Here is a 26869-nt window from a genome sequence, read left to right as displayed (position 1 = left end):
TGTTGCCCTACGACGGCCGGGCCCGGCGAAACGTTCGGCGCGGGGGCCGGGCCGGGGCCTTCGGGACGTTCTGAGACAGTGGGGACATGTGCGCAGCGGACTCAGCAACGTACCCAGGTCATGTCGTGGTCGTGGGCGGCGGTATCGCCGGTCTCGCCGCCGCGCACCGGCTGCTCGCGGCGGGCGCCCGCGTCACCGTCGTCGAGGCGTCCGACCGGGTCGGCGGCAAGCTGCTGCCCGGCGAGATCGAGGGCGCCCGGGTCGACCTGGGCGCCGAGTCGATGCTGGCGCGCCGCCCGGAGGCCGTGGGCCTCGCCCGGGAGGTCGGCCTCGGCGACGCGCTCCAGGCGCCCGCGACGGCGAGCGCCGCGATCTGGACGCGCGGCGCCCTGCGGCCCATGCCGAAGGGCCACGTGATGGGCGTGCCCGCCGACGCGTCCGCGCTCGCCGGGGTCCTCTCCGAGGAGGGCCTGCGCCGCATCGAGCGCGAGCGCGACCTGCCGCCCGCCGAGGTCGGCGACGACATCGCCGTGGGCCGGTACGTCGCCGACCGGCTCGGCCGCGAGGTCGTCGACCGGCTCGTCGAGCCGCTGCTCGGCGGCGTGTACGCGGGCGACGCCTACCGCCTGTCGCTGCGCATGGCCGTCCCCCAGCTGTACGAGGCCGCGCGCACCCACACCTCGCTGCTCGACGGCGTCCGCGACCTCCAGCGCCGGGCCGCCGAGCGGCAGCAGACCGGGCCGGTGTTCATGGGCGTCGCGGGCGGCGTGGGCCGCCTGCCGCTGGCCGTCGCCGAGTCGGTCCGGGCGCGCGGCGGCGCGATCCTGCTCGGCACCCCCGTCACCGGCGTGCGCCGCACGGCCGAGGGCTGGGAGGTCACCGCGGGCGGCCGCGCCCTCGCCGCCGACGCCGTGATCCTCGCCGTGCCCGCCCCCTACGCCGCCCGCCTGCTCGCCGCCGAGGCACCCGGCGCCGCCGCCGAGCTGCGCGCCGTCGAGTACGCCTCCATGGCCCTGATGACCCTCGCCTACCGCCGCGCCGACGTCGACCTGCCGGACGGCAGCGGCTTCCTGGTGCCGCCCGTGGACGGGCACACCATCAAGGCGTCCACCTTCGCCTCCCAGAAATGGGCCTGGATCGCCGACGAGAACCCGGACCTGCTGATCCTGCGCACCTCGGTGGGCCGCCACGGCGAGGAGAAGGACCTGGAGCGCGACGACGCCGAGCTGATCGACGTCTCCCGCGCCGACCTGCGCGCCGCGGTCGGCCTCACCGCGCGGCCCGTCGCCACCCGCGTCACCCGCTGGCACGAGGGCCTGCCCCAGTACCCCGTCGGCCACCACGCGCGCGTCGCCCGGATCCGCGAGCAGGCGGGGCGCCTGCCCGGCCTCGCCGTGTGCGGAGCGGCGTACGACGGCGTCGGCATCCCCGCCTGCGTCGCCAGCGCGTACGCCGCCGCCGACCAGGTCACCGGCGACCTGACCGCTGTGCGGCGGCTCACCCGGAACCCGGTGCCGAGCCTCCACGGCGGCGCGGGAGAATAGCGACATGAGTGACGACGCCCCCGCCAAGATCCCCAACGCAGGCAAGAAGGCCAAGGACCTCAACGAGGTCATCCGCTACACGCTGTGGTCCGTCTTCAAGCTGCGCGACGTCCTGCCCGAGAACCGCGCCGGGTACGCGGACGAGGTCCAGGAGCTGTTCGACAAGCTGGCCGCCCAGGACGTGACCGTCCGCGGCACGTACGACGTCTCCGGCCTGCGCGCCGACGCCGACTTTATGATCTGGTGGCACGCGGAGACCGCCGACCAGCTCCAGGAGGCGTACAACCTCTTCCGCCGCACCAGGCTCGGCCGCGCCCTGGAGCCGGTCTGGTCGAACATGGCGCTGCACCGCCCCGCCGAGTTCAACAAGTCCCACATCCCGGCGTTCCTCGCCGACGAGACGCCCCGGAACTACGTGAGCGTCTACCCGTTCGTGCGCTCCTACGACTGGTACCTGCTGCCCGACGAGGACCGCCGCCGCATGCTCGCCGACCACGGCAAGATGGCCCGCGGCTACCCGGACGTGCGCGCCAACACGGTCGCCTCGTTCTCCCTCGGCGACTACGAGTGGATCCTGGCCTTCGAGGCCGACGAGCTGTACCGCATCGTCGACCTCATGCGCCACCTGCGCGGCTCCGAGGCCCGCCTGCACGTCCGCGAGGAGGTGCCGTTCTACACCGGCCGCCGCAAGTCCGTCAGCGAGCTGGTGGACGGCTTGGCGTAGGGCTTCGCCGCCCGCCCGGCCGCCAGCGGCTCGGGCTCCGGGTGCGGGGCGCACTCAGCGCCCCGCACCGGCAGGCGGCCCTTGAGGAGGTACGCCTCCAGATGGCCGTTGACGCAGCGGTTGGGCCCGCCCGCGACGCCGTGCGTGCCCGCGCCCCTCTCGGTCACCAGGACCGAGCCGCCGAGCCGGTCGCGCAGCTTCAGGGCGCCCTTGTAGGGCGTCGCCGCGTCCCGCTCGGCGGCCAGGATCAGCGTCGGCGGCAGTACGTCCGCGGAGGCGCCCACGTCGACGGGCCGCTGGCGCGGCGCGGGCCAGTAGGCGCACGGCAGGTTCATCCACGCGTTGTCCCACGTCTCGAACGGGGCGTGGCGGGCGAGCCGCGTGTTGTCCTCGTCCCACACCCGGAAGTCCGTCGGCCAGGGCGCGTCGTTGCACAGCACCGCCGTGTACACGGCCGTGCCGTTCTCCTCCTCGGCCGCCGCGGCCGGATCCGGCGCGGCCTGCTCGATCAGCGGCTTCGGGTTGCCCTTCAGGTACTGCGACAGGGCCAGGGCCCGCAGCGGCCAGTAGTCGTCGTAGTACCCGGCCTTCAGGAACGCCGCGTGCAGCTGCGCCGAGCCGACCTTGCCGCCCGCGGGCCTGTGGGTCAACTCCGCGCGCACCCGCTCGTAGGACAGGCGCACCTCCTCGGCCGTGGACCCCAGGCGGTACGTCCTGTCGTGCCGGGCCACCCACGCGCGGAAGTCCGCCCAGCGGTCCTCGAAGGCCGCGGACTGGTCGAGGTTGTTGGCGTACCAGATCCGCTCCGGGTCCGGGTCGACGGCCGAGTCGAACACCATGCGGCGCACGTGCGTGGGGAACAGCGTCGCGTACACCGCGCCGAAGTACGTGCCGTACGAGGCGCCCAGGTACGTCAGCTTCCGCTCGCCGAGGGCGGCCCGCAGCACGTCCAGGTCGCGGGCGTTGTTCAGCGACGTGTAGTGCCGCAGCGCCTCGCCGCCGTTGCGCGCGCACCCCAGCGCGTACGCCTTCGCCCGCGCGATCCGCTCCTTCTTGTACGTCTCGTCGGGGTACGTGGGCGACTGCGAGGGCGCCTTGGCGAACTGCTTCGGGTCTTGGCAGGTCAGCGGCGCCGAGCGGGCCACGCCGCGCGGCGCGTAGCCGACGAGGTCGTACGCCGCCGCCAGGCGCCGCCACTCGGGGAGCACGCGCACCAGCGGGAAGTACATGCCGGACGCGCCGGGGCCGCCCGGGTTGAAGACGAGCGCCCCCTGCCGCGCGACCCGCTTGCCGCGCACCTGCCCGGTGGCCTCGCCGCGGCTGACGGTCAGCTTGATCTGCCTGCCGTCCGGGTGCGCGTAGTCCAGCGGCACCGTGACCGTGCCGCAGCGGACGACCGGCGGCAGGCCCTCCGCCTTCGGGCAGGCCCCGAAGCGGATGCCCGCGGCCTCGGCGCGCTGGACGGCCACGGCCACGCCCCGGGCCTCGGGGTCGACGGGGTGGGCGGCGGCGCTGCCCGAGGGAGCGGCGACGAGGGCGGTCAGGACGAGGGATCCGGCGGTTCCGTACAGGGCGGCTGCTCTCATCGCTCTTCAAGTCCCCTTTCGCGGGCATGACGAAAGGGATAATTCGTTCGACGGTGGGCGAAGTAAAGCACCGGCCCGCCGGTGTCGGCTCAATGACCCCGTTGGCCCGTCCCGCGGCCTGTCCCGGGGCCCGTTCCGTGGCCCGTCTCGCGGTAGCCGTCGAGGTTCGGGTCGCGGTGCGAGAGCGCCGCGCGCAGCGCCGGGTCGTTCAGGGCGCGCACTCCGCGCACGGCCAGCGAGGTCAGGTCGTCGCGGGAGGGCAGGGCGCCCAGGAGCCGCTGCCCGGCGGGCGACGCCCAGCGGGTGGTGGGCACCTCGAAGCGGGCGATGGCCAGACAGCTCAGGGTCAGGAACAGCGGCAGCGCGAACCACACCGCGACCGGCAGCGCCCCCTCCCGCCCCGTCCCCGTCCCCGGCAGCAGCGTCGCGCACAGCCCGAGCCCGGCCACCGCCACCGCCGCCGCCCGCACCTGCCGCGCCGCGCCCTGGATGCCCGACCAGGCGCCGTCCGGCACGGCGAGCCCCGCGGCGACGAGCCGGTCGGCGAGCGCCCGCACGGCGTCGGCCGCGGCGGCGGCCCGGCGCACCGGCGCTATCCGCGACTGCCCGTCGGGCCCGATCGCGCCGAGCACCGACCGCTCCATCTCGTCGGGCTCCTCGGGGGCGGCGACCACGGTGGCCCACCCGGTGTGCGCGAGCAGCAGGCGCCGCCGCCGGGCGAGGGACACCAGGGTCACGTCGGCCACGCGTGCGGGCCCGCCCGACAGGAACGCCGCCTCGTACAGGGTGAGCTGGCGCTCCTGAGGGGCGCCGCGCACCTCGCTCGCCGCGGCGCGCACGGCGGCCAGGCACAGCCGCCCGCAGGACAGCGCGGCGAGGGCACAGGCGAGGACCAGCAGCGGAACCCAGAGCATGCCCGTGTTCTATGTGAAGGCCCTGTGACCGCGCTACGGGGATTTCACGATGCGGACGGCTTCTCGGAGGGTGGGACGCGGTGGGGCCGGGAGCCCTGGCGGGCCGCGCTCAGGGGCCCGGCCTGGGACGGGAGACGGCGGGCGGCAGCGTGAACGTCGGGCCCGGCGTCGCGGGCGCGGCCGTCGGCGGCGGGCCGTCCACGGGGCCCGGCGGCGCGGGGGAGCGGGTCACGGGCCCCGGCGCGGCCCCGGCGGCCTCGCGGGCGAGCCGGTCGAAGTCGACCAGGCCGGTGGCCTCCAGGACCTTGATGTGGTCGAGGACCGTGCTGTTCGCGTCGTCGGCGAGCGCCCGCACCAGCGCGTTGCGGGTGGTGGCGCGGACCTGGGCGACCACGGAGAACACCGCGCCGTGCGCGCGCCGCAGGACGTTCGCGAACCGCTCGTCGTACGCCGTGCCGTGCGCGGCGCTCAACTCGTCGAGCCAGCCGCGCTGCTGGGCGGTGGGCTGGCTGGGCAGTTCGAGCCGCAGCGCGGCGGCGACCTCGCGCACGCGGGCGTCGAGGAACGCGTGGCCCTCCACGAGGTGCCGCCCCGCGGTGTGCACGGCGCCGGTCGTGCCGCGCTCCTGGGCCTGCTGGCCCGCGGGCAGCTCCCACAGGCCCGCGAGCCGCACCTTGGTGAGGAACTCCCGGTCGAGCGCGGACAGCGGCCCGTACGCGGTCGGCACGGTCTGCGCGTTCAGGGTGTCGAGGGCGGTGCCGGACCGGTCCTCGTAGGACCACACCGGGAAGACCAGCGCGGCCAGGGTGGCGACGAGTCCGGTCAGGACCAGACCGCCGCCGGTGACGAATCGGGTTCGCATGACGCCTCCTGTAGCGCCACCGCACGTTAACGGCCGCCCGTGGGGCGGTGCGGCGATACCGCGTGGAGTACGCCAACGTCCGTACGGCGCCCGGTGCTCGGGGCGGTCGTGCGCTCCCGTGGGATGCGGGAGCGCCCGCCGAGCGCCGCCCGGGGCTCAGTCCCCGCCGCCCCCGCCCCCGCCGCAGCCGCCCCCGCAGCTCGATCCGCAGCCGCCGCCCCCACCGCACCCGGAGCCACCGCTTCCGCAGCCGCTCCGGCCGCCCTCGCCGTCCCGGTGCGCCGCCCCGCAGCTCGATCCGCCGCAGCCCTCGCCGCCCGCGCACCACACGGTGGCCTCGCCGGACCAGTCGGCGTCGTACGTGTGGTGCGTCGGCGGCGCCGTGGCGGACACCGTCGGCGGGCCGCCGACGCGGTCGCGGCGCGCCTGCGCGAGCCGCTGGCGCAGCGCGGTGTCCCGGACGCCGCGCAGGCCGCGCACGGCGACCTCGCGCGGGGCGCTCGACTCGTCGCGGGTGCGGCGGCGGTAGAGCCGCAGGGCGAGGCGGCCCGAGCGCGTCGTCCGGTCCGCGGCGACGCGGGAGCACAGGATCCCGGCCCAGACGCCGGGCACCATCACCAGGGCGACCAGGAACGGGTCGACGGGAGCCTCCGCGTCGGACGTCGCCCACAGCACCCCGGCGAGCGGCAGCCCCGCCAGGCACACCAGCATGTACGCGAACACCCGGCGCCGCCAGACGCCCAGCGGGGCGGGCGGCACCAGCAGGCCGCGGGCGGCGAGCCCGTCCCCGAGCGCCTGCACGGCGGGCGCGCGCATCGCGGCCGCCCGCAGCCAGTGCAGGGCACCGCTGGGCGCGCCCGCGTAGGCGGCGAGCACCGCGCCCTCGACCGGGTGCCGGGCCACGGCGCCCGGGCGGACCCCGACGACACCGGGGTCCGCGACCGCCAGGCGCCCGTCCTCGTGCAGCGCGGTGAGCGCGGCGTCGACCGCCCGGCCGGGGCCGCCGCCGAGGAACGCCGCCTCGTACGGGTCGTGCACGGACGTGGCCGCGGGCGCCGAGCGGACGCCGGTGAAGCGCCGGGCCGCGCAGACCGTGACGGCGAGGACGGCCAGCGCGGCGGCGACGGCCACGGCGTAGAGGGTCAGGGCGGCTTCGGCGGCCGCGTCCGACAGGGCGGTCTGGATGACGTGGCCCGGGTGGTCAGAGGCGTGGATGGGTCGCATGCGTACATCTCCCCCGTGTGATGTGCGCGGTCAGCTGTGTCTCAGGGCTGTGACGGGGTAGGACGCCCCGGTCCGGCGCACCGGTTCTGGCCGTTCCGCTGAGCGGACTCCGTGCGGTGCGCCGCGGTCGAGCCGTGCCCGGAGGGGCGCGGGCCCTCAGCCGCGCCGCAGGGCGAGCCGCGCCGCGCGCAGCCAGCGCGCCACCGGCCGCCCCTCCAGCGGGCGGGGCCCGGAGCGCTCCAGCCACCAGTGGGTGAGGCGTCCTCGGGCGTCCGCGTCCTCGGGCAGCCCGGCGAGCAGCAGGTGCTCGGCGAAGTCCAGCGCGTCCCGCCGGTAGCCGCCGGTCAGGGGGCGGCCCGTGGCGTACGCGAAGAACGCGCGCCGGTAGCCGTCGCCGAGGATCTCCGGCAGCTCGGGCGCCACCTTCGCGACGACGTCGGCCCGCTTGCCGGTGAGCGCCCGGCCCTGCACCGCGAGGCGCGCCCGGTCGAAGCCCTCCGGCGCGGGCGTGCCCGCGACCAGCGCCGACAGCAGCGCGGCCTCGGCGAGCGCCACGCGCTGCCGGGCCGCGGGCGACGCGGGCACCACCGCGGCGGGCGCGGGCGGCGCGGCGGCGGGCGCGGCGCCGCCGCCGTCCGCCACGGTGGCGCGGATCGCGGCGAGTTCCCGCTCCAGCTCGGCGGGCTCGGGGAAGTTCTCGTCCCGCTCCAGGAGCACGCCGGGCGGGCTGGTGCGCGCGGCGAGGTCGGCGAGCACGTCGAGCACCGCCCGCGGCACCGGGTGGGCGTGGCTGTCGTGCCAGACGCCGTCCCGCTCGAAGCCGCCCGCCACGTGGACGTACGCGATGGCCTCCACCGGCAGCTCGGCGAGCGCCTTCGCCGGGTCCTCGCCGCGGTTGACGTGGTTGGTGTGCAGGTTGGCGACGTCGATGAGCAGCCGTACGCCGGTGCGCTCCACCAGCTCGTACAGGAACTGGCCCTCCGTCAGCTCGTCGTCGGGCCAGGAGATCAGGGCGGCGATGTTCTCCACGGCGAGCGGCACGGGCAGGGCGTCCTGGGCGGCGCGGACGTTCTCGCACAGCACGTCGAGCGCGTCGCGGGTGCGCGGCACCGGCAGCAGGTGGCCCGCCTCAAGGGGGTCGGACGCGGTCAGCGGGCCCCCGGCGCGCACGAACGCGATGTGCTCGGTGACCAGCGGCGCCCCGAGCGCCTGGGCGCGCTCCGCCAGCGCGGCGAGGCGGGCCCCGTCGGGGCGGTCGGCGCCGCCGAGGCCCAGCGACACGCCGTGCGGCACGACGGTGACGCCGCGCTCCCGCAGGCGCAGCAGCGACGCGGGCAGGTGCCCCGGGCAGACGTTCTCGGCGACGACCTCGACCCAGTCGACGCCGGGCATGCGCTCCACGGCGTCCGCGATCTCCGGCCGCCAGCCGATCCCCGTACCGAGCCGCACCATTGCTTCCCCCGTTTCCCGGTCTCCCGGTGTTCGCTGTGCTGTTCGCTCCTGACGCGCCTTCGCATCCTCCTTCGACGCGGGAGTCATGACCGCGGCAGGCACGCCCGAACCTTCCGATCAGCCCCTTCAGAGCTACATTTGAGGTTCCGGACGGTCGGTGCTGACGCTGCCGGGCGGGCCGGGGGAGGGCCGTGACGTGCCGGAGGTGTCGCCGGTGGGGCCCGCGGGGTCGGGCTCAGGGGGCGTCTCGCCGTCGGGCGGCGGGGGGCCGGTGGGGCTGGCCGTGGCGGTCGACGCGTTGCCGTTGGCGATGGCGTCGAAGTCGACGAGGCCGGTGCCCTCCAGCATGGTGATGTGGTCGAGGACGGTCTGGTTGGCGTCCGTCGCGAGCTGCCGCACCAGGGAGTTGCGGGTGCCGTCCCGCACCTGCGCGATCAGCGCGAACACCTTGCCGTGCGCGACCCGCAGCCGGTTGGCGAAGGTGCGCTGGTAGGTGAGGCCGCGCGCCGCGGTCAGCTCCCGCAGCCAGCCCTGCTGCTGCTCGGTGGGCTGGTTCGGCAGCTCCACGCCGAGCTGGGCGGCGACGCCCCGCACCCGCCGGTCGAGGTCGGTGTGGCCGACGATCAGGTGGTCGCCCGCGTCCTTGACCGCCTTGGTGGGCGCCCGCTCCACGGCCTGCTGCCCCGCTGGTATCTCCCACAGGCCCGCGAGCCGCACCTTCACCAGGAAGTCCCGGTCGGTGGCGGACAGCGGCCCCCACCGCGTGGCGACCGTACCGGCGTCGAGGTTGGCCTGGCCGGTGCCGGAGCGGTCCGCGTAGGACCAGACGGGGAAGGCGAGCGCCCCGACGGTGGCGACGAGCGCCGCGATGATCAGGACCGTGCCGTTGACGCCCCGGACGGGCGTGATGCGCCGCACCGTGCCTCCCGCTCGTCTGTGCCCATAGGTGCCCCGTGGTGACACGGGAAGGTACGGCAGGCGCGCGGCGCGCGTTCAGGGCCCCGGGCGGGTGTGACGGGGGTCACGTGGTGGGGTGGCGCTGCCCGCGGCGTTGTCAGTGGCGTGGGCTAGTGTCCGCAGGGCGGACGGGATCACCTCCCGTGCGCTCAACGGACGTACGAGTACAACGAGTACGGGGAGCTGAGCGACCATGACGAAGACGACGCCCGCGGAGCCGGTCGACCTGATCCGCCTGGAGGGCGAGGGCAACAGCGTGGTCATCCGGGTCACGGGCAGGTCGGCCGCGGGGTCGGCCACGCTGACGGGCGAGGTCGTCGTCGACACCGCCTTCGTGCGCGGCACGCTCCCGACGTGGATCGACCCCGGCGACCTCGACGGCTGGCGGGAGACCCTCGACACGCTGGACGGCGGCCAGGACGCGGGCTGGCGCGAGGACGGCAGCGGCGCCGAGCTGTACATAGAGCTGGACCCGGACGGCGAGCGCGCCCACGTCACGGTCACCGACCACGCCATGTCCCTCACGGAGGTCACGGCGACGGTCACGCTCACCGACGAGTGGTTCGACGAGGCGTACGACCGCCTGGACGAGACCCTGCGGACCTGGCCGCTGGACGGGGCGCTGCGGGGCTGAGCGCGGCGGCCCCCGGGCCCCTCCAGGGGCCGAGGTGGCGGTAGGCACCCGGCGCACCCGGGGGATCACCCCAGTGCGCCGGGCCGCCGCCACGGGCGAGGCTGAACGGGCCCTGTCCGCCCCGACGTTGGAGGAACCCGTGGCCGCACCGCGCCCGGCACCGCCCAGTTCGCCGACAGCCACCCGCCCGGCCCGCCCAGCCCGCCAGTACCGTCCGGCCCCGACACCGCGTGCCGCGCGCCGCGCCGCCGTCTCCCTGCTCTGCTGCGGCCTGCTGCTCGCGGGAGCGGGCGCGGGCGCGGTCGGTTCGGCCCCCGCAGCGGCAGCGGCCGAACCGACCGCGCCCGCCCGGACCGCACCGGCGGCCCACGGCCGCGGCACGCTGGTGTCCGCCGAGAAGCTGTACGCCCTCGCCTCCCCGGAGGCGGTGACGGCCGAGCTGCGGCGCGCCGGATTCGGCGCCGACACCGTCCGGCACGGCGTGACCGCCTACCGGCTGGTCTACCGGACCGTCGACCCGCGGGGGCGGCCCACCACCGCGAGCGGCCTGCTCGCGCTGCCCCTGGACGGCGAGCGGCGGCTGCGCACGGTGTCGTTCGCGCACGGCACCGGCGTGCACAAGGACGACGCCCCGTCCATGGAGCGCGGCGACTTCGTCTCCGCTCCGGTCATCGCGCACGCGTCGGCGGGCGCCGCGGCCGTCGCGCCCGACTACCTGGGCATGGGCGAGGGCCCCGGCCTCCACCCCTGGATGGACATCGGCTCGGAGACCACGGCGTCCCTGGACATGCTGCGCGCCGCCCGCGCCTTCGCGCCGCGCACCGGGCACGCCCTGCGGCGCGCCGTCCAGGTCACCGGGTTCTCCCAGGGTGCCTCCGCCGCCCTGGGCCTCGGCAGGGCCCTCCAGGCGGGCGCGGACCGCTGGTTCCGGCTCGGCGCGCTGGCCCCGATCAGCGGCGCGTACGACTTCGGCGGCACCGAGCTGCGGGCGCTGCTCGCGGGAGAGCTGGACACCAAGTCCGGGGTGCTGTACGCGGCGTACACGCTAGTGGCGTTCAACCGGCTGCACGACGTCTACGAAGACCCGGCCGACGTCTTCCGCGCCCCGTACGACCGCACCGTGGAAGGGCTCTTCGACGGCACGCACACCGGCCGGGAGGTGCTGCGGGGCACCCCCGACACGCTCGACGTGCTGCTGACCGAGCGCGGCCGGGCGCTGCTCGCGCGGCCGACCGGCCCGTTCGCCGCCGCCCTGCGCACCACCGACGCCGTGTGCCGCGACTGGGCCCCCCGCGCCCCGGTCCGGCTCTATATGGCCGCGGGCGACGAGCAGGCGACCACCGCCAACACCACCGTCTGCCACGACGCGCTGCGCCGCGACGGCGTGCACGCGCCCGTCGTCGACCTCGGCCCCGTCGACTACGAGGGCTCACGGCACCTGGGGTCCAACGCGGCGGCGACACCGGAGATCGTGCGCTGGTTCGCGGAGCTGGACCGCCGGGGCGGTGACGGCCGGTCAGCGGGCGCGTAGCGCCGGGTGGTCCGCCACGACCGTGCAGGAGCCGGGGGCGATCTCCGTGTACCCGGCGTCGCGCACGACCGGCAGGCCGCTCGCCACCAGCTCCCGCCACCGGCCCGGCTCCGCCGTGCGCACCGCCAGCGGGAACCCGGCGTCCCGCCACGCCGCGCGCTCCGCGTCCGTCAGGTCCCACCAGGCCAGTTGGGCGCCGTGGCCCGCCTGCGCCATCGCCTTGCCCGCCGACATCTCCACGTCGGGGCTCAGCCACAGCACGGGGGCCGTGCCGTCCGGGTCGAGCGGCGGCTCGGGGTCGTCCAGGTCGGTGCCCGACACCTGGAGGCGGGCCAGGTCCTTCGGCCAGCCGTCCAGCGGCACCGGCGGATAGACCCGCACCTCCGCCGACTTGCCGGTCACCGTGATGCCGGGCAGCGCCTCCGCGCGCCGCCACTCCGCGCCGCGCGCCCGGCGCACCACCTTGCGGATCCGGGCGTCCTGCCAGTCCCGCATCGCCCGCGCCCACTCGCCCTCGCCCTGCGACCGCGCGTCGCTCAGGATGGTCAGGACCGCCCGCGCCGCCGTCTGAAGGGCGTCGGTGCGCGCCGGGGGAGCGGCCCGCTCGATGCGCGCCACCAGGGGCAGGACGAACTGCGGGGCCTCGTCGCGCGCGGTGCGCTCGGCACGGAAGGGGCTGTCGGGCGCGGGCCGGTACGCCGACGGGGCCTGGGGCGCCTGGCTCTGGGGCGCCTCGCTCTGGGGCGCCCGGTCCTGGGAAGCGGGTTCGTCGCTGGTCACCCGACCAGTCTGCCAAAGCGCCCCGCGCCGCTAGCCCCGTGCCCCGGCCCGCCCGTGGGCGGCGCCGATCTGCTCCGAGACCCGGACGAACCGGAAGCCCCGCTCCCGCAGCTTCGGCACGATCGCCCGCACGGCGCGCTCCGTCACCGGCGCCGCGCTGCGCGTGCAGTGCAGCACCACCACCGACCCCGGCCGCACCCCGTCCAGGACCTGCCGGGCCACCGCGTCCGCGTCCGTCGCGAACGCGTCTCCGCTCACCACGTCCCACTGCACCGCCGTCACCCCGCTCGGCGCGATCGCCCGCAGGGCCCGCTTGTCGTAGCAGCCGCCGGGAAAGCGGAAGTACGGCACCACGCGCCTGACGCCCGCCGCGCGGAAGGCGGCGAACGCCCGCTCCACGTCGGCCCGCATCCGGTGCGCCGGGACGGCGGGCAGCCCGTAGCAGTCCCGTGTGAACGCGTAGTGGCTGTACGAGTGGTTGGCCACCTCGAACAGCGGGTCGCGCCCGATGGCCCGCGCCTGCGCCGGATACTCCTCGGCCCACCGCCCCGTCATGAAGAACGTCGCCGGAACCCCCAGCCGCCGCAGCGTCGCGACCAGCGCCGGATGGTCGAATCGCTCACCGGCGGCGGCCCGCGCCCCCTGCCCGGCGGTCATGTCGGCGTCGAACGTCAACGCCACGGTGGGCGCCCCCCGCCGGGGGGCGTGCTCGAAGACGGGGGCCAGCCCCTGCGGCCCAGGGGCGAGGCTGGGCACGACCTTGGGGGACGGGGACGGAGGAGCAGGGCGCGGGGTGCCGCCACCGCAGCCGGTGGCAAGAGCGGCGAGCAGTCCAAGAGACAGCCACGCCCGATGCCGTACGAAGATCACCATAAAGGGACAGTAACCGTACAAACAGGCAGAAACCGGAACTTCGGCCCGTCCGGCGTTTGAGGACGAGGCGCGCAGCGCCAACCCCCCTGCCCAAGGCGCCCCGCCAGAAAAAGGCGCCCCGCCAGCGAAGGATGGGAGAATCAGCGGATGTCCGCCCCCGACCTCCACTGGACCGACCCCGCAGGGACGGCGACGCACGCGCGCTGGCACTCCGAGAGCGGCGCCCCGGCCCCCGGCCGCACGGCTCCGGCCGACGACCGCATGAGGGCCGACACGGCCTACCGCCTGGCCTGCGAGGGCACGGCCCTGGTGTGGCACGGCGACTACCAGGGCGCGCGCCAGCTCCTGAAGGCGCTCGGCCGCCGCCTGGACCGGCTGAAGCCGAAGCCGGGCACCACCCCGGCCGAGACGTTCCACCGCCACCGCCAGGCCCGCGGCCACCGGGCCCGCATCCTCGGCATGCTCCTGGTCGTCCTGGAGGGCGACCACGCGCTGGCCCTGCGCAGGGCGCCCGACGTGCGCGCGGCGTGCACGGCGGCGTACGGCCCGCCCACGGGCGCCCGCACCGCCGTCTCGCTGCGCGAACTCCTCGGCGTGATCGGCGCCCATGAGTGGCGCCGCAAGGGCGTGCCGATCGACGCGCTCGGCGGCGACCGCATCCACCCCCACTACGGGGTGTTCTCACCGGTCAGGGGCGAGTACGTGGACCTGGTGGCCCAGGCTCCGCTGCCCGCCGCCGAGGGCGTCGCCTTCGACCTGGGCACCGGCACCGGCGTCCTGGCCGCGGTCCTCGCCCGCCGGGGCGCCGACCGGGTCGTCGCCACCGACAGCAGCCCGCGCGCGCTCGCCTGCGCCCGGGACAACGTCGCACGGCTCGGCCTCACGGACCGGGTGGAGGTCGTGGACAGCGGCGACCTGTACCCGCGGGGCCGGGCCGCGCTGGTCGTGTGCAACCCGCCCTGGCTGCCGGGCCGCCCGACCTCCGCCGTGGAGCAGGGCGTGTACGACCCGGGCGGCGCCATGCTCCGCGCGTTCCTCACCGGCCTCGCCGGTCACCTGGAGCCCGGCGGCGAGGGCTGGCTGATCCTCTCCGACCTGGCCGAGCACCTGGGGCTGCGCACCCGGCGGGAGCTGCTCGACGCGATCGGCGCGGCCGGGCTGCGGGTCGTGGACCGGCTCGACGCCAAGCCGGTCCACCCGCGCGCCAGCGACCCGTCGGACCCGCTGCACACGGCCCGCGCCGCCGAGGTCACCTCGCTGTGGCGGCTGGCGCCCGGCGGGTAGCCCGGGCGCCGGGTGCCGCCCTAGTGGTGCCAGGGGCCCGTCACCGCGAACGTGGTGCCGGGCCCGTAGCAGTTGACGTACATCGTGCGGTGGTCCGGCGAGAACGTGACGCCCGCGAACTCGCCCCACTCGGGCTCCTCGGGGGTGCCCACGTTCTGGGCGTTGCGGGCCAGGGCGTACACCTGGCCGCGCCGCGTCACGCCGTACACGTGCTGCGCGCCGCCGCCGTCCTCGCACACCATCAGGCCGCCGCTGGGCGCGAGGCAGATGTTGTCCGGGGACTCGCCGGGCAGCCGCACGTCGGTGTCCGGGCCGAAGACGATCACCAGGGTGAGGCGGCGCCGCGCCGGGTCGTAGCGCCAGACCTGCCCGTAGTGGTCCCCGGCCGAGCCCTCCTTGCTGCGCGCGTAGCTGGACACGAAGTAGACGCAGCGCCCGCCCCAGTAGCAGCCTTCGAGCTTCTGCGCGTGGGTGATGCCCCGGGGGCCGAAGTCCTGGAGGCGGATGGGGGTCTGCCGGGCGAGCGGGTCGGGTACGTCGACCCACTCGACGCCGTCGAACGCGGCGCCCGCCTCGTCGATCGACGACAGGTCGGGCACGCCCGGCACGCGCATCGCCTGGAGCCTGCCGCCCGCGCGCAGCGAGCCGTGCCCGCCCTCGGGCCGGTCCGGAAGGAAGCGGTAGAAGAGGCCGAAGGGCTTCTGGAAGGCATCCTCCGTCTCGTACACCACGCCGCGCCAGGGGTCGACGGCGATCGCCTCGTGCGCGAAGCGGCCCATCGCGGTGAGCGGCACCGCGCCGGTGCGGCGGGGGTCGGCCGGGTCCACCTCGAAGATGAAGCCGTGGTCCTTGGCGTAGCCGTTGGTGCCCGCCTTGTCCTCGGTCTCCTCGCAGGTCAGCCAGGTGCCCCACGGGGTCGGCCCGCCCGCGCAGTTGACGGCCGTACCGGCGATCGCGACCCGCTCGCCGGTCACCTCGCCGCGCCGGTCCAGGGCGAGGGCCGTGCAGCCGCCCTTGGCCGCCGGGTCGTAGGTCAGGCCCTCGACGGTCGGGACGCCGATCTTCGCGGTGACGCGGTTCTCGTGGTTGCGTACGAGGTTCACGCCGCCGCGGCGGCCGGGGAAGGCCGCCATGCCGTCGTGGTTCGAGGGGACCCGGCCCTCGCCGGAGCGCAGCGGGTCGCCCTCGCGGGACAGGACCTTGTAGCGGAAGCCCTTGGGCAGGTCGAGCAGGCCCTCGGGGTCGGGCACGAGCGGGCCGTAGCCCCTGGTGCCCTGGGTGGCGGCCGTCGCGGTGCCCGCGAACAGCTCGGCGAGGGCGCCGCTGAAGGCGATGGACGCCCCCAGGGCGCCCGTGCGGGCGAGGACCTGGCGTCTGGACGCGGACGGGGGCGCGGACGGATCCGGGGCTGAGGTCGTCGTGTCGGTCATGGTGGGGGCAACCTCCTGCTGGCGGACAGGAACGTGACCCGCATGTGTGTACCACGCGAACTACGGGTTAACGAGACCTCGGGTGCCGTGCCGTTCAGCCGTCGACGAGCCCCTTGGCGTCCCGGGCCAGCGCCGTCAGCCGCGAAATCGCCCGGAAGTACTTCTTCCGGTAGCCGCCGTTCAGCATCTCCTCGCCGAACAGCCGGTCGAAGGGGACGCCGGAGGCGAGCACCGGCACCTCGCGGTCGTACAGCCGGTCGGCGAGCACCACGAGCCGCAGGGCCGTCGACTGGTCGGGCACCGGCGTGACGCCCGTCAGGCACACCGCCCTGATCCCGTCGGTGAGCGCCCCATACCGGCTCGGGTGCACCCGGGCCAGGTGGTCGAGCAGCTGCGGGAAGTCGTCGAGGCTCGCGCCGTCGGTCGCGTACGCGGCCTTGGTGACCTGCTCGTCCGAGTACGGCGCGGGGGCCTCGGGCAGGCCCCGGTGGCGGTAGTCCTCGCCGTCGATGCGCAGCGTCTTGAAGTGCGCGGAAAGCCCCTGGATCTCGCGGAGGAAGTCCGCGGCGGCGAACCGGCCCTCGCCCAGCTTGCCCGGCAGGGTGTTCGAGGTCGCGGCGAGCGCGACGCCCGCCTCCACCAGCTTGCCGAGCAGCGTCGACACCAGGACCGTGTCGCCCGGGTCGTCCAGCTCGAACTCGTCGATGCACAGCAGCCGGTGCCCGCTGAGCGTCCTGACCGTCTGCTGGAAGCCGAGCGCGCCCACCAGGTTGGTCAGCTCGACGAACGTGCCGAACGCCTTCAGGGCGGGCTCGGCCGGGGTCGCGTGCCACAGGGAGGCGAGCAGGTGGGTCTTGCCGACGCCGTACCCGCCGTCGAGGTAGACGCCGCGGGGGCCGGAGGGCGTGGTCTGCTTCGCCCGGCCGAACCACCTGCGCCTGCCGCCCCCGCTCGCGTGTGCGCCCCCGAGCCCGCCCGCGAAGTCGCTCAGGACCTTGACCGCCTCGGTCTGGGAGGGCTGGCTGGGGTCCGGGATGTACGTGTCGAAGCGGACCGCGTCGAAGCGCGGCGGCGGCACCATCTCGGCGACGAGGCGCTCCGCGGGCACGTGCGGCTCGCGGGCGGCGAGGGAGGCGGGGGCCGCTTCGGCTATGGGGCTCTGCCCGGAGGCAGCGGTGGATGCTGACACGATTCTCCACTGTAGGCCGCGTTCGCTCCGTGCGAGACTGCCGACCATGCGACGCCTGTTCCCTGTGATCGACCACACATCCGATTCCGCCGGTTCCGTCGCCGGTTCCGTTGCCGGTTCCGCGGCCGCTCAGGCCCTCGCCGCGGACCGCGAGTGGTCCCTGGACGAGCTGGCCGAGGCCTACGCCTATCCGGCCGACGCCGGGGTGTGGCTGCGCGGCAACATGGTCTCCACCCTGGACGGCGCGGCCCAGCACGACGGCCGCTCCCAGCCCATCTCCCACCCCACCGACATGCGCGTCTTCGGCACCCTGCGGGGGCTCGCGGACGTGGTCGTCGTCGGCGCCCAGACGGTACGCCAGGAGGGCTATCGGCCCGCAAAGGCGCGGGAGGCCTTCGCCGCGCGGCGGGCCGCTGCGGGGCAGACCCCGGCGCCCGCCGTGGCCGTGGTCAGCGCGAGCCTCGACCTGGACTTCACCCTTCCGCTGTTCACCGCGCCGTTGACGCCGACGCTCCTGGTGACCGGCGCGGCGGCGCCCGCCGACCGGATGGAGGCCGCGCGCAAGGCGGGCGCGGAGGTCGTGATCGCCGGTGACGGCGCCGTGGTGGAGCCCGCGCGGGTCGTACGGGAGCTGGGCGAGCGGGGCCTGACCCGGCTGCTCACCGAGGGCGGGCCCCGGATGCTCGGTCAGTTCATCGCCGCGGACGCGCTCGACGAGCTGTGCCTGACGGTGTCCCCGATGCTCGTGGCGGGGGCGGCGCAGCGGATCGCGGACGGGCCCGGGGTCGCGGTGCCCGAGCGGTTCGCACTGACGTCCGTACTGGAGGAGGCCGGGTTCCTGTTCACCCGATACCGTCGGTCCTGAGAATCAGCGGAATCTGCCGTTCCGTTTCGCTTTCGCGGGGCACACTAAAGGTCGCAGCCCCCGTGTCGGCACGGGGCAGGATGGTTTCCGCAGGGGCCCAGTGACGGCCCACGGAGGAGAAGGGCGCCTGTCGTGTTCACAAGCGTACTGATGATCGAGAAGGCCCTGACGTCCGCCGACGTGGAGTTCGTCACCACCTTGCACGGCGACGAGCCGGTCACCTTCCACGTGCTCCTTCAGCCCCGCGGGGACCAGGCGGACCGCCTGCTGCGGGCCATCGACGACGTCGCGCTCGGCGAGCTCGACGACGCGGTGCGGGAGGGGCGGGTGCCGGAGGGGGACGAGGCCGTGGGGCCGGGTGAGCAGGCGCTTCAGGTGTCCCTCGCCGCGTTGCGCGCCGCGGGGAGTGCGGCCGAGGGGCGGCTGATCGAGGATCATCCGCTCGATGCCCTGCGGGAGCTGGTGGACGCGGCCGGGGCCGATGAGGTCATCGTGCTGACCGACCCCCACTACGTGGAGGAGTTCTTCCACCGGGACTGGGCGTCCCGGGCCCGCCACAAGGTGGGCGTCCCGGTCCTCAAACTCTTCTCCCACAGCGAAGCCTGACCTCTTCCCCCACTGGGGGCTCCGCCCCCAGACCCCCCTCTCCCCGGCCTCCGGCCTTGTCCTCAAACGCCGGACGGGCTTGTTCTCCCCACCCGCCCGCCCTTTTCTCGGGGCTCCGCCCCGGACCCCGTATCGCCGCTTCGCGGCCCGCCCCTGGAGGGGGCGGGTGGGCGGGGAAAAAATCCGCCGCGAAGCGGCGGAGCACCACGACGGACGAGGCAGCGGACCACACACCCGCAGGGGGCAGGACCCAGCCCGCCCGGCGTGTGAGGGCGAGGCGCGGAGCGCCGAAGGGGGGGGCCGTGGCGGGCGCCGGGTGGCATCGCTGCTGGGGGCGACCACGCCAAGGATAGGGTGGGGGAGGTACCGCCCTGCTGATCCCTCGGGAGAGAAATGACCGTCGGCCTTCCCCCGCCATGACCCGACCGCACTTCATCGGCATCGGCGGCGCCGGAATGTCGGGCATCGCGAAGATCCTGGCCCAGCGCGGCGCCAAGGTCGCGGGCAGCGACGCGAAGGACTCGGCGACGGCCGACGCCCTGCGCGCGCAGGGCGCCACGGTCCACATCGGGCACGCGGCGGAGCACCTGGCGGACGACGCGAGCTGCGTCGTGGTGTCCTCGGCGATCCGCGCGGACAACCCGGAGCTGGCCCGCGCCACGGAGCTGGGCATCCCGGTGGTGCACCGCTCGGACGCGCTGGCCGCGCTGATGGACGGCCTGCGCCCCATCGCCGTCGCCGGTACGCACGGCAAGACGACGACCACGTCCATGCTGGCGGTCAGCCTGTCGTCCCTCGGCCTGCACCCGTCGTACGCCATCGGCGGCGATCTGGACGCCCCCGGCTCCAACGCCGACCACGGCACCGGCGAGATCTTCGTCGCCGAGGCGGATGAAAGCGACCGCAGCTTCCACAAGTACGCGCCCGAGGTCGCCATCGTCCTCAACGTGGAGCTGGACCACCACGCCAACTACGCGTCCATGGACGAGATCTACGAGTCCTTCGAGACGTTCGCCGACCGGATCGTGCCCGGCGGCACCCTGGTGATCGCCGCGGACCACGAGGGCGCGCGGGAGCTGACCCGCCGCCTGGCCGCGCGGCCCTCGGGCCCGCGCGTCATCACGTACGGCGAGTCCGCCGACGCCGACGTGCGCATCACGGACGTGACGCCGAACGGCCTGAAGAGCGAGGTCACCGCCGTCCTCGACGGCACCGAGCTGACGTTCGCGGTGTCCGTGCCCGGCCGCCACTACGCCCACAACGCGGTCGCCGCGCTCGCCGCGGGCGCCGCCCTCGGCATCCCCGCCGCCGAGCTGGCCCCGGCCCTGGCGTCGTACACCGGCGTCAAGCGCCGCCTCCAGCTCAAGGGCGAGGCGGGCGGCGTCCAGGTCGTCGACTCCTACGCGCACCACCCCACGGAGATGACCGCCGACCTGGAGGCCATGCGCGGCGCGGCGGCGGACGCCCGCCTCCTCGTGCTCTTCCAGCCGCACCTGTTCTCCCGCACCCAGGAGCTGGGCACGGAGATGGGCCAGGCCCTGGCGCTCGCCGACGCCTCCGTCGTCCTCGACATCTACCCGGCGCGCGAGGACCCCATCCCCGGCGTGACCAGCGCGCTCATCGTCGACGCCGCCCGCGCGGCGGGCGCCGACGTGCGGGCCGTCCACGACAAGGACGCCGCGCCCGCCGAGATCGCGGGAATGGCCCGGCCCGGCGATCTCGTTCTCACCATGGGAGCGGGCGACGTCACCGACCTCGGCCCGCGCGTCCTGGACCACCTGTCGAAGTGAGGGAGCCCCGGCCATGTCGTACGAGGTAGAGAAGTCCGATGAGCAGTGGCGCGCGGAGCTGACCCCGGCCGAGTACGCGGTGCTGCGCCAGGCGGGCACGGAGCCCGCCTTCCGGGGCGAGTACACGGACACCAAGACCAAGGGCGTCTACTCCTGCCGGGCGTGCGGCGCGGAGCTGTTCACGTCCACGGAGAAGTTCGAGTCCCACTGCGGCTGGCCGAGCTTCTACGACCCCAAGGACAGCGACGCCGTGGAGCTGCTCACGGACACCTCGCACGGGATGGTCCGCACGGAGGTCCGCTGCGCCCGCTGCGGCTCCCACCTCGGGCACGTCTTCGAGGGAGAGGGCTACCCCACCCCCACGGACCAGCGCTACTGCATCAACTCCATCGCGCTGCGCCTGACGCCCGCCGAGGACTGACCCCGCCGGGACGTCAGTGGAGCGGCACCGTCAGCCACGGGCTGTCCGGGTCCGTCGTCAGGGCGCGGTGGGCGCGCAGGACCGTGGTGTACCAAGGGCCGAACTCCTCCTCGTCGAAGTGCAGGCAGCGGCCCAGCACATAGCCCGCCGAGAACTCCTCCCAGGAGGCGTACGCCGCCCGCGCCTCGTCGGCGGCGCGCTCCAGGGCGGCGGTCAGCTCGGCGTGCGTGGCGTAGCGGGCGCCGCGGCCCCAGCGGGCCATCTTGGCGGCCCGGCCGACGTCCCAGGCGGCGACCGTGCGGACGTACCCGTCGGCGGGCAGCAGGCCGTCCGCGCGGAACCGCGCCTCGTAGCGCAGCACCTTCCCGACCAGGCCGCGCAGGGCCGCCACGAACTGGTCCAGCTCGGGGTCCTCGCCCGGCAGGTGCGGGGTGCCGGGGCCGCCCGCCGACGCCGCGCGGCGGCGCAGCGTCGCCTCCACGCGCTCCCGCCACCGCTCCGGGTCCACCAGCGCGCCCCGCTCGGCGGTCGGCGCGGCGCGGGCGCCGAGGACGAAGTCCCAGTACCAGGGGCTGACCTGACGGTCCAGCAGCTTCTCCTGGACGTCGCGCCACTCCGTGCGGTCCCTGACGCCCCACCACTCCTCAAGCCGGGCCACCTCGTTGCCGTAGCCCGCGCCGTGCCAGTCCAGGGTGTTCCAGGGGTCGCCGTTGGCGAAGCACAGGTGGGCGCCGCAGGCCAGGCCGCGCAGCAGCCGCGGTGACGTCGGCGCGCCGGTGCGGCGGGTCTCGATCCGGTCGGCGAGCCGGTCCGGGCGGTGGTGCTCCTCGTGCAGGTCGGCCCAGACCCGCCGCTCCTCGTCGGTGGTGAGGAAGTACCGCTCGCACGGGGTCCGGGCGTTGACCACCAGGACGTCGACGTCGTCCGGCCAGGCGGCGGCCAGGGTGCCGAGGGTGACGTACTCGTAGACCACGTCGGGGTGCGGGCGCGGCAGGAAGCCCGCCGTGTAGACCTGCGCGACGCGGCGGCCGTCGGGCACGGCGACGCTGAACAGCGGGGGCGCCTCCGGCCGGGCGGCGAAGTCGGTGAGCGGCACCGGCCGGTAGACGCCCTCGACGGCCAGGGCGCGCAGGTACGCGTAGCCGTCGTCGGCGCGCGTCAGCTCGTACAGCAGCTCCTCGAAGTCGGCCGGGGCCTGCCACACGGCGCCGTCGGGCGGCGCCGGGACCACCGGGAACACCTCGTCGTGGTACTCGTCTTCGGTGGCGTGGTCGTCGTCGGTGGCCGCGTACATGCCCCGGTGCTCGCTTCCGTGTGCGGGAGGACTGTCGGGATGATCTTTCCCGACGGGGGGCGGGCGGCCGACGGCGGGGGCCGCGGCTGCCGGTCAGTCGGTGATCCGCAACGGCAGCGACTTCAGGCCGTTGACGAAGTGCGAGACCAGGCGGCGCGGCGGCCCGGCCGGGCGCAGCACCGGCACCACGGCCACCAACTCCTCCAGGAAAACGGTCAGTTGGAGCCGGGCGAAGTGGGCGCCGAGGCAGACGTGCGGGCCGTCGCCGAACGACACGTGCGGGTTCGGCGCGCGCGTCAGGTCCAGCCGGTCGGGCTCGGCGAAGACCCGCTCGTCCCGGTTGGCCGCGCCGTGGAAGACGACCACCTTGTCACCGCGGCGGACGCGGCGCCCGGCCAGCTCGGTGTCGCGGGCGGCCGTGCGCCGGAAGGACAGGACGGGCGGGTGCCAGCGCAGCAACTCCTCGACGGCGCCCGGCACGGGCGCGGCGCCGGTGCGCAGACGGCGCTGCTCGCCCGGGTGCCCGGCCAGCGCGAGCAGCCCGCCCGGCACCGCGCTGCGCACCGTGTCGTTGCCCGCGACCGTCAGCAGGAAGAAGAACATCTCCAGCTCCCCTGCGGCCAGTTCGGGCGTCGTCGCGAGGGCGGTGAGGACGTCGTCACCGGGGTGGCGGCGCTTGTGCGCGGCCAGGTCGGCGGCGTACGCGAACATGTCGCCCAGCAGCGCGGGCGAGCGCGGGTTGACCGGCCGCCCGTCCGGGCCCGTGACCGGCGCGCCCGCCTCGTCCGGGTCCTGGTAGCCGATCACCCGCTGGGTCCAGCGCAGCAGCAGGCCCCGGTCGCTCTGCGGCACGCCGAGCAGGTCGGCGAGGTTGAGCAGCGCGTAGTCGTCGGTGACCGCCGTGACGAGGTCGCAGACGCCGTCCTCGGCGCGGGCCCGCGCCACGGCGCGGGTGAGCAGGCCGCGGGCGCGCCGCCGCGCCACGTCCGCGAAGCGCGCCACGCGGCGCGGCGTGAACGCCCGGCTGACCAGGCGCCGCAGCCTGCCGTGGCCCCCGCCGCCCGCCTCGCCGCCCAGGTCCTGATTGAGCATCATGCGCCGGATGAACGGCAGGTCTTCGGGGTCGGGGTCACGGATCTGCGTCGCGCCGAGGTACGAGGAATACGTCGCCGAGTCCTTCAGGACGGCCACCACGTCCGCGTGCCGCGTGACCGCCCAGAAGCCCGGACCGGCGGGCCAGCCCAGCACGGCGGCCTCGTCCTGCCAGGCCACGGGGTGGTGGTCGCGCAGGACGCGGTAGCGGTCGTACGGGACACGGAGGGCGTAGCGGCGGGGGTCGAAGACGTCGGGGACGGGAGCCGTCACGCGGCGGAGCCACCCGTTCCCGTGGTGACCGTCTCCGGTGTGTCGTCGTCCGCCCGGAGGAAGTCCTCCACCACCCGGATCAGGGCGAGCGGGGTCTCGTCCATGGCGTAGTGGCCCGCGGCCGGGAGTTCGACGAGTTCCCCCGGGGAACCAGGACAGCCAGGTCCGGTGCATCAGGTCGGCGGGCAGAGCGGGGTCCAGCGCGCCGACCACGGCCAGGGCGGGGACCTCGGCGCCCTGGACCTGGTCGTGGAAGTCCTCGACCGCCCAGGAGTCGAGCCAGGCGCGGAACGCCTTGGGGTCGCTGCGGTCCAGGGACCTGGCCACCATGCGGTCCAGCCAGGCGGCGGGGCGGGCGCCGCCGGACGTGACGTCGATGATGGCGCGGCGGTTGCCCGGCTCGTGCGCGGCCGCCGCGAACAGCTCCCACTGCTCGGGCGGCAGCGGCAGCCCGGACGCGGGCACCGGCGAGATCCCCACGAGCCTGCGCACCCGCCGCGGCGCGGCGGCCACGACGCGCTGCGCCACGGTGCCGCCCATGGAGTGCCCGATCAGCGAGAACCGCTCCCAGCCGAGCCGGTCCGCGAGGTCCAGGACGTCCGCGGCGCCCTCCGCCGTGGTGTACGCGCCGACGGTGTCCCTGGCCTCGCCGTAGCCGCGCAGGTCCACCACCGCGTACTGGAACGCGCCCCGGTCGAGGTCCGCGAGCAGCGGCGCGAACGCCGCCCGGTCGCCGAACCAGCCGTGCACGGCGATCACGGGGTGCGGGCCGTCGCCCACCAGGGTGTGCGGAAGGGTGAAGGAGGTCACGACGGTCACGATGACTTTCGTGGCGGGGGTGCGCAAGGGCGCGTACGGGGTGGCACGGGGCGCACGTGACCAGCGTCGAACTCCCTTTCGGGTGCGGGGAGTTCAGTGGTGCGCGCAAGAGCGGGAATCGGCCGGGGGAACTTGTCCGACCGGCTGCGGGCGGCCGGTGCCGATGGTCACAATGTGGCATGGCCATCCGCCGTCTGACCTACCGACTCGACGAGGAGCCGGTCACCGGAGCCGTCCGGCTGATACCCGTCCCTCCGCCTGAGGGGTCCGCGCCCGCCCCCGACCCGGCGCCCGAGCCCGCCGCCCCGCCCGGCGACCCCCGGCAGGCCCTGGACCGCCAGGAGTGGGTCGCGCTGGCCGTCGGCGCCGAGTACGGGCCCGGCGGCGACGGCGGCGGCATCAGCTTCAGCAGGCTCCCCGACGGCGGCGGCCTGCTGTGCGCCACCGCGCGGGCGGGCCGCGCCGTCGAGGCCCTGCACGTCAGCGGCCCCGACACGGGCCGGTTCGCCGAGGACTGGCCGATCACCCAGTGGGAGCCGGACGGCCCGCCCGCCCGCCGTCGCGCGGACGGAGAACCCGCGGAGCCCGAGGACTGGTACGGACCCGCCGCGCTCGCCGCGTTCGCCCGCGCCCACGAGCCGCGCGTGGCCCCGTTCCTCGCCGACGTGCGCCGCCTGTTCGCCGACCCGGCCGGACGGCAGCTCGTCATCGCCGAGGAGAGCCAGGACACCGTCGCCCAGTGGATCGCCCTCGCCTGCGCCTCGCTGCCCGCCGCGTACGTGCCGTACCTGACGTTCACCCTCCGCGCCGCCGACCCCGGCCGGGCCCCGCAGCACATCGTCGGCATCGGACCCGACGCCGACTTCGACCGCTTCGACCCCACCGTGCTCGACCACCTCTACCGCGTCCACGACGGCCTCGACGGGCACGGCAGCCCGCCGCTCGCCGACACCTGGGCGGCCTGGACGGCACGGCTGTGGGTCGCGGGGAAGCCGCCGCGCCCGGCGCGGGACGCCGCCGAGGAGCCCTTCGCGCTCGGTCCCCTGGTGCCGCGCCTGCTGCGCGCCGGACTGCTCACCGGCGCCGACCTCGCCCACCTGGCCCGCCAGGACGGGCCCGACGGCCCGCAGCTGCGCGCGGCCGTCGACGCCCTCGTCGCCGCGCTCGACGACGGCACCGCCGACCCCGGCACCCTCACCGCCGTCTGCCGCGACCTGCACGTCCACGCCCCCACCGCCGCGCAACCCCTCGCGCTCGCCGTGGCCCGGCACCGGCTCGCCGCCGTGCACCCCGACGACCGCGCGCACCAACTCCGCGCGGCCTTCGCCGAGTTGCCCCTCGGTGACGACGGGCGGCGGGCGCTGCGCGGGGAGTTCGGCGGGGACGCCGTCGACGAGCTGTGCCGCGCCCTGAGCGCGCCCCTGGCCACCTGGGGTGAGCCGCTGCGGCGCGCTCTGGACGCCGGTGCCGACGGCGAGGACTGCGTCAGCGTCGCCGCCGTGCGGCTCGCCGCCTATCTGCGCGACCCGACGGGCACCGGCTGCGGCCAGGCCGTGGCCGTCCTGGAACAGGTCGGGCAGGAGCGGTTCACCCGCCGCGTCCTCAAGCAGCTGTGCGCCAAGCTCAGCGCGAAGCGGCTCGACCAGCTCAAGGAGCTGGCCGCCTCACCGCAGGGCGACTGGCTGCGCCGCAACCTCGACGCCCGCTCGCCCCTGCCGCTGCGCCTCGCCGACGCGGCCGTCCGCTGGGGCGGCCCCGGCGGGGCGACCGGCTACGCGCTGTTCTCCAGGATCACCGAGGAGCTGCCGGGGCGCCGCGTGACCGACCCGGCCACGCTGTCCCAGGTGTGGTGGTTCGTCTGGGGCGGCCGCGGACCCGGCCCCGTCGACCTGCCCCGGGTCGCCCGCGCCTGCACCATGCGGCTGCTCGTCGACGCGGACTTCGGCGCACGGATGACGGGGCTGCTCACGGCGCCCGACCGGGTCGACAAGGAACTCGTCTCCTTCGCCCACGAACTGCTGCGCGTGCGAAAGCTGGGCCCGCGGGAGCGGGCCATCGCCGAACTCCTCGTGCTGGCCGACGACATGGCCGAACGCCGCGTCCCGCTCGCCAGGGGGATCGGCCGCTTCCAGGCGCTGCGCGAGGCCGCCCACCCCGTCCCCGTACAGGTGTGGAGCGGAGTGAACCAGTTCCTGGCCCTCGCCCTGGCCCGCAGCGACGCCCAGACCCTGCGCCACACGGCGTTCCCCGTCATGCGCTCCGCGGGCCGCGAACTCCTCGACCCCTACCGGGCGTGCATGCTCAGCGAGAGCAAGAGGGACGAGCTGGCCCGCGAACTCCCGCTGCGTCCCGAGGAGATCGGCGCCTACTACTACCTGTGGCGGCCCCGGCGGTCCGGCGACGTCAGCCACCACTGGCGGCGCGTCAGCGAGGAACTGCTCCGCGAGATCCTCGCGCCCGTCGTCCTCGGCCTGAGCCCGCAGCAGCTCGACGACGCCACCACCGCCGTGGCGCGGGGCCACAACGTCGGCGACGTACAGAAGTGGAACGACTGGCGCCATGGATTGCGTGAAGGGTAGTGCGCGGCTTCCCGACGACGTACAGGTTTCCGACGGCGCACCGGCCCCCGGCGGCGCACCGCTTCACCGGGGCGATCACCCCCCACGTACCGACTGATCCACCTGGAGAGGACCAGCGTGAGCAACAGCAGTGACACCACAGAGAT

General features: G+C 75.6%; 22 protein-coding genes and 1 pseudogene. 10 read left to right on the top strand and 13 right to left on the bottom strand.

The window, feature by feature from the left end:
- The first annotated feature begins 86 nt into the window (after nucleotides 1-86).
- Together hemG and hemQ are read left to right on the top strand one after the other, a co-directional pair.
- Complete coding sequence (hemG, locus tag ACOBQU_RS09045; protein WP_423625627.1) at nucleotides 87-1544, top strand: protoporphyrinogen oxidase; 1458 nt, start codon at nucleotides 87-89, stop codon at nucleotides 1542-1544.
- Nucleotides 1545-1548: 4 nt separating this feature from the next.
- Complete coding sequence (gene hemQ, locus ACOBQU_RS09040) at nucleotides 1549-2268, top strand: hydrogen peroxide-dependent heme synthase (protein WP_423625625.1); 720 nt, start codon at nucleotides 1549-1551, stop codon at nucleotides 2266-2268.
- Here hemQ and ACOBQU_RS09035 read toward each other — a convergent pair.
- The 6 genes from ACOBQU_RS09035 to ACOBQU_RS09010 all read right to left on the bottom strand — a co-directional run bounded on the left by ACOBQU_RS09035 (nucleotide 2217) and on the right by ACOBQU_RS09010 (nucleotide 9224).
- Nucleotides 2217-3854 carry an alpha/beta hydrolase gene (locus tag ACOBQU_RS09035; RefSeq protein WP_423625623.1) on the bottom strand — a complete coding sequence of 546 codons (1638 nt, stop codon included), beginning with the start codon at nucleotides 3852-3854 and terminating at the stop codon, nucleotides 2217-2219. The two genes, hemQ and ACOBQU_RS09035, sit on opposite strands and share 52 nt — an antisense overlap.
- An 89-nt stretch (nucleotides 3855-3943) precedes the next feature.
- Nucleotides 3944-4768, bottom strand: coding sequence for a TIGR04222 domain-containing membrane protein (locus tag ACOBQU_RS09030; RefSeq protein WP_423625621.1), 825 nt, complete (start codon nucleotides 4766-4768; stop codon nucleotides 3944-3946).
- A gap of 109 nt (nucleotides 4769-4877) precedes the next feature.
- Nucleotides 4878-5630: a DUF4142 domain-containing protein gene (locus ACOBQU_RS09025; RefSeq protein WP_423625619.1), complete on the bottom strand. Its 753-nt coding sequence runs from the start codon at nucleotides 5628-5630 to the stop codon at nucleotides 4878-4880.
- A gap of 156 nt (nucleotides 5631-5786) precedes the next feature.
- Nucleotides 5787-6854, bottom strand: coding sequence for a TIGR04222 domain-containing membrane protein (locus tag ACOBQU_RS09020; protein WP_423625617.1), 1068 nt, complete (start codon nucleotides 6852-6854; stop codon nucleotides 5787-5789).
- A gap of 156 nt (nucleotides 6855-7010) precedes the next feature.
- A complete protein-coding gene (locus tag ACOBQU_RS09015) occupies nucleotides 7011-8306 on the bottom strand; it encodes a DUF692 domain-containing protein (protein WP_423625615.1) in 1296 nt (431 codons plus the stop codon).
- A 132-nt stretch (nucleotides 8307-8438) separates the two neighbouring features.
- Complete coding sequence (locus tag ACOBQU_RS09010) at nucleotides 8439-9224, bottom strand: DUF4142 domain-containing protein (RefSeq protein WP_423625613.1); 786 nt, start codon at nucleotides 9222-9224, stop codon at nucleotides 8439-8441.
- A gap of 232 nt (nucleotides 9225-9456) precedes the next feature.
- Here ACOBQU_RS09010 and ACOBQU_RS09005 point away from each other — a divergent pair, with 232 nt between their 5' ends.
- Nucleotides 9457-9897 (top strand): DUF5959 family protein, encoded by a 441-nt coding sequence (locus ACOBQU_RS09005; RefSeq protein ID WP_423625611.1) that lies wholly within the window; start codon nucleotides 9457-9459, stop codon nucleotides 9895-9897.
- A 139-nt stretch (nucleotides 9898-10036) separates the two neighbouring features.
- Complete coding sequence (locus tag ACOBQU_RS09000; RefSeq protein ID WP_423625609.1) at nucleotides 10037-11428, top strand: lipase; 1392 nt, start codon at nucleotides 10037-10039, stop codon at nucleotides 11426-11428.
- Here the strand turns inward: ACOBQU_RS09000 and ACOBQU_RS08995 are convergent.
- Together ACOBQU_RS08995 and ACOBQU_RS08990 are read right to left on the bottom strand one after the other, a co-directional pair.
- Nucleotides 11414-12208: an aminoacyl-tRNA hydrolase gene (locus ACOBQU_RS08995; RefSeq protein ID WP_423625607.1), complete on the bottom strand. Its 795-nt coding sequence runs from the start codon at nucleotides 12206-12208 to the stop codon at nucleotides 11414-11416. The genes ACOBQU_RS09000 and ACOBQU_RS08995 overlap by 15 nt on opposite strands.
- A gap of 30 nt (nucleotides 12209-12238) precedes the next feature.
- On the bottom strand, nucleotides 12239-13081 hold the full coding sequence (locus ACOBQU_RS08990; protein ID WP_423625605.1) for a polysaccharide deacetylase family protein: 843 nt from the start codon (nucleotides 13079-13081) through the stop codon (nucleotides 12239-12241).
- 147 nt (nucleotides 13082-13228) lie between these two features.
- On the opposite strand from ACOBQU_RS08990, the gene ACOBQU_RS08985 reads away from it, so the two are divergent.
- Entirely contained in the window at nucleotides 13229-14365 is a 1137-nt protein-coding gene (locus ACOBQU_RS08985; protein ID WP_423625604.1) for a methyltransferase, read from the top strand.
- 20 nt (nucleotides 14366-14385) lie between these two features.
- On the opposite strand, the gene ACOBQU_RS08980 is transcribed toward ACOBQU_RS08985, so the two are convergent.
- Nucleotides 14386-15795 (bottom strand): alkaline phosphatase PhoX, encoded by a 1410-nt coding sequence (locus ACOBQU_RS08980; RefSeq protein WP_423625602.1) that lies wholly within the window; start codon nucleotides 15793-15795, stop codon nucleotides 14386-14388.
- A 94-nt stretch (nucleotides 15796-15889) separates the two neighbouring features.
- Entirely contained in the window at nucleotides 15890-16984 is a 1095-nt protein-coding gene (zapE, locus tag ACOBQU_RS08975; protein ID WP_423625600.1) for a cell division protein ZapE, read from the bottom strand.
- 46 nt (nucleotides 16985-17030) lie between these two features.
- On the opposite strand from zapE, the gene ACOBQU_RS08970 reads away from it, so the two are divergent.
- From ACOBQU_RS08970 to msrB, 4 genes are all read left to right on the top strand, one after another.
- Complete coding sequence (locus ACOBQU_RS08970; protein WP_423625598.1) at nucleotides 17031-17849, top strand: pyrimidine reductase family protein; 819 nt, start codon at nucleotides 17031-17033, stop codon at nucleotides 17847-17849.
- 150 nt (nucleotides 17850-17999) lie between these two features.
- Nucleotides 18000-18455 carry an indole-3-glycerol phosphate synthase gene (locus ACOBQU_RS08965; RefSeq protein WP_423634354.1) on the top strand — a complete coding sequence of 152 codons (456 nt, stop codon included), beginning with the start codon at nucleotides 18000-18002 and terminating at the stop codon, nucleotides 18453-18455.
- 416 nt (nucleotides 18456-18871) lie between these two features.
- Nucleotides 18872-20245, top strand: coding sequence for a UDP-N-acetylmuramate--L-alanine ligase (gene murC / locus ACOBQU_RS08960; RefSeq protein ID WP_423625596.1), 1374 nt, complete (start codon nucleotides 18872-18874; stop codon nucleotides 20243-20245).
- Nucleotides 20246-20258: 13 nt separating this feature from the next.
- On the top strand, nucleotides 20259-20666 hold the full coding sequence (gene msrB, locus ACOBQU_RS08955) for a peptide-methionine (R)-S-oxide reductase MsrB (RefSeq protein ID WP_423625595.1): 408 nt from the start codon (nucleotides 20259-20261) through the stop codon (nucleotides 20664-20666).
- Nucleotides 20667-20679: 13 nt separating this feature from the next.
- Here the strand turns inward: msrB and ACOBQU_RS08950 are convergent, their stop codons facing one another.
- The 3 genes and pseudogenes from ACOBQU_RS08950 to ACOBQU_RS08940 all read right to left on the bottom strand — a co-directional run bounded on the left by ACOBQU_RS08950 (nucleotide 20680) and on the right by ACOBQU_RS08940 (nucleotide 24135).
- Complete coding sequence (locus ACOBQU_RS08950) at nucleotides 20680-21960, bottom strand: DUF1266 domain-containing protein (RefSeq protein ID WP_423625593.1); 1281 nt, start codon at nucleotides 21958-21960, stop codon at nucleotides 20680-20682.
- Between the two features lie 93 nt (nucleotides 21961-22053).
- Nucleotides 22054-23325, bottom strand: a complete 1272-nt coding sequence (locus ACOBQU_RS08945; protein WP_423625591.1) for a cytochrome P450 — start codon at nucleotides 23323-23325, stop codon at nucleotides 22054-22056.
- Nucleotides 23322-24135 (bottom strand): annotated as a pseudogene (locus ACOBQU_RS08940) (alpha/beta fold hydrolase). The gene ACOBQU_RS08945 and the pseudogene ACOBQU_RS08940 overlap by 4 nt, the downstream one beginning before the upstream one ends.
- 188 nt (nucleotides 24136-24323) lie before the next feature.
- Here ACOBQU_RS08940 and ACOBQU_RS08935 point away from each other — a divergent pair.
- Nucleotides 24324-26723: a GTPase-associated protein 1-related protein gene (locus tag ACOBQU_RS08935; RefSeq protein WP_423625589.1), complete on the top strand. Its 2400-nt coding sequence runs from the start codon at nucleotides 24324-24326 to the stop codon at nucleotides 26721-26723.
- Nucleotides 26724-26869: the final 146 nt, after the last annotated feature.

Source organism: Streptomyces sp. G45, from assembly GCF_049542095.1.
Lineage (GTDB): Bacteria > Actinomycetota > Actinomycetes > Streptomycetales > Streptomycetaceae > Streptomyces.
This window is presented reverse-complemented; position numbering and strand designations above follow the sequence as displayed.

Coding starts and splice junctions, on each gene's coding strand:
- ACOBQU_RS08990 (WP_423625605.1), bottom strand. CDS start 13,081: ATGGTGATCTTCGTACGGCATCGGGCGTGGCTGTCTCTTGGACTGCTC.
- msrB (WP_423625595.1), top strand. CDS start 20,259: ATGTCGTACGAGGTAGAGAAGTCCGATGAGCAGTGGCGCGCGGAGCTG.
- ACOBQU_RS08935 (WP_423625589.1), top strand. CDS start 24,324: ATGGCCATCCGCCGTCTGACCTACCGACTCGACGAGGAGCCGGTCACC.
- ACOBQU_RS09035 (WP_423625623.1), bottom strand. CDS start 3,854: ATGAGAGCAGCCGCCCTGTACGGAACCGCCGGATCCCTCGTCCTGACC.
- ACOBQU_RS08950 (WP_423625593.1), bottom strand. CDS start 21,960: ATGTACGCGGCCACCGACGACGACCACGCCACCGAAGACGAGTACCAC.
- ACOBQU_RS09005 (WP_423625611.1), top strand. CDS start 9,457: ATGACGAAGACGACGCCCGCGGAGCCGGTCGACCTGATCCGCCTGGAG.
- ACOBQU_RS08980 (WP_423625602.1), bottom strand. CDS start 15,795: ATGACCGACACGACGACCTCAGCCCCGGATCCGTCCGCGCCCCCGTCC.
- ACOBQU_RS08970 (WP_423625598.1), top strand. CDS start 17,031: ATGCGACGCCTGTTCCCTGTGATCGACCACACATCCGATTCCGCCGGT.
- ACOBQU_RS09025 (WP_423625619.1), bottom strand. CDS start 5,630: ATGCGAACCCGATTCGTCACCGGCGGCGGTCTGGTCCTGACCGGACTC.
- hemG (WP_423625627.1), top strand. CDS start 87: ATGTGCGCAGCGGACTCAGCAACGTACCCAGGTCATGTCGTGGTCGTG.
- ACOBQU_RS08965 (WP_423634354.1), top strand. CDS start 18,000: ATGATCGAGAAGGCCCTGACGTCCGCCGACGTGGAGTTCGTCACCACC.
- ACOBQU_RS09030 (WP_423625621.1), bottom strand. CDS start 4,768: ATGCTCTGGGTTCCGCTGCTGGTCCTCGCCTGTGCCCTCGCCGCGCTG.
- murC (WP_423625596.1), top strand. CDS start 18,872: ATGACCCGACCGCACTTCATCGGCATCGGCGGCGCCGGAATGTCGGGC.
- ACOBQU_RS09020 (WP_423625617.1), bottom strand. CDS start 6,854: ATGCGACCCATCCACGCCTCTGACCACCCGGGCCACGTCATCCAGACC.
- ACOBQU_RS09015 (WP_423625615.1), bottom strand. CDS start 8,306: ATGGTGCGGCTCGGTACGGGGATCGGCTGGCGGCCGGAGATCGCGGAC.
- hemQ (WP_423625625.1), top strand. CDS start 1,549: ATGAGTGACGACGCCCCCGCCAAGATCCCCAACGCAGGCAAGAAGGCC.
- ACOBQU_RS08985 (WP_423625604.1), top strand. CDS start 13,229: ATGTCCGCCCCCGACCTCCACTGGACCGACCCCGCAGGGACGGCGACG.